This is a genomic window from Pantoea sp. GbtcB22 (assembly GCF_019091025.1).
In the GTDB taxonomy this organism is placed as follows: domain Bacteria; phylum Pseudomonadota; class Gammaproteobacteria; order Enterobacterales; family Enterobacteriaceae; genus Pantoea; species Pantoea leporis.
The window spans coordinates 1-270 of record NZ_JAGXKB010000221.1 but is presented as its reverse complement, the minus strand read 5'-3'; the positions used below and the strand labels follow the sequence as shown (position 1 = coordinate 270).

1 protein-coding gene is annotated in these 270 nt (G+C 66.3%); it reads left to right on the top strand.

Annotated features, from left to right (window positions below; all coding sequences use genetic code 11):
• The coding region (locus tag KVT28_RS25200) for a hypothetical protein (RefSeq protein ID WP_217550906.1) at positions 1 to 270 on the top strand (270 nt) is incomplete at both ends.

Below are 270 nucleotides of genomic sequence, written 5' to 3'. Positions count from 1 at the left end.
TTTGCCCGGTGACCATCGCCAAAGCCGAACTGAGGAAAGTCGGCCAGGTGAAACCGGGCGATAAAATTCGCTTCCACCCAACCAGCGCCGACGAAGCGGTGGCGCTGGAAAAAGCCCAGGCGCACAGCGTGGCCACGCTGCGCAGCAGCCACCCGCCGGCCTTTGCGGTGCCCTCTTTAGCAGCCAGCGCTATCGGTTCCGCCACCTTGCTGGCGGCGCTCCCCGTCACGGCATCCACGCCAGCGGCGGTTTATCGCCAGGCGGGCGACA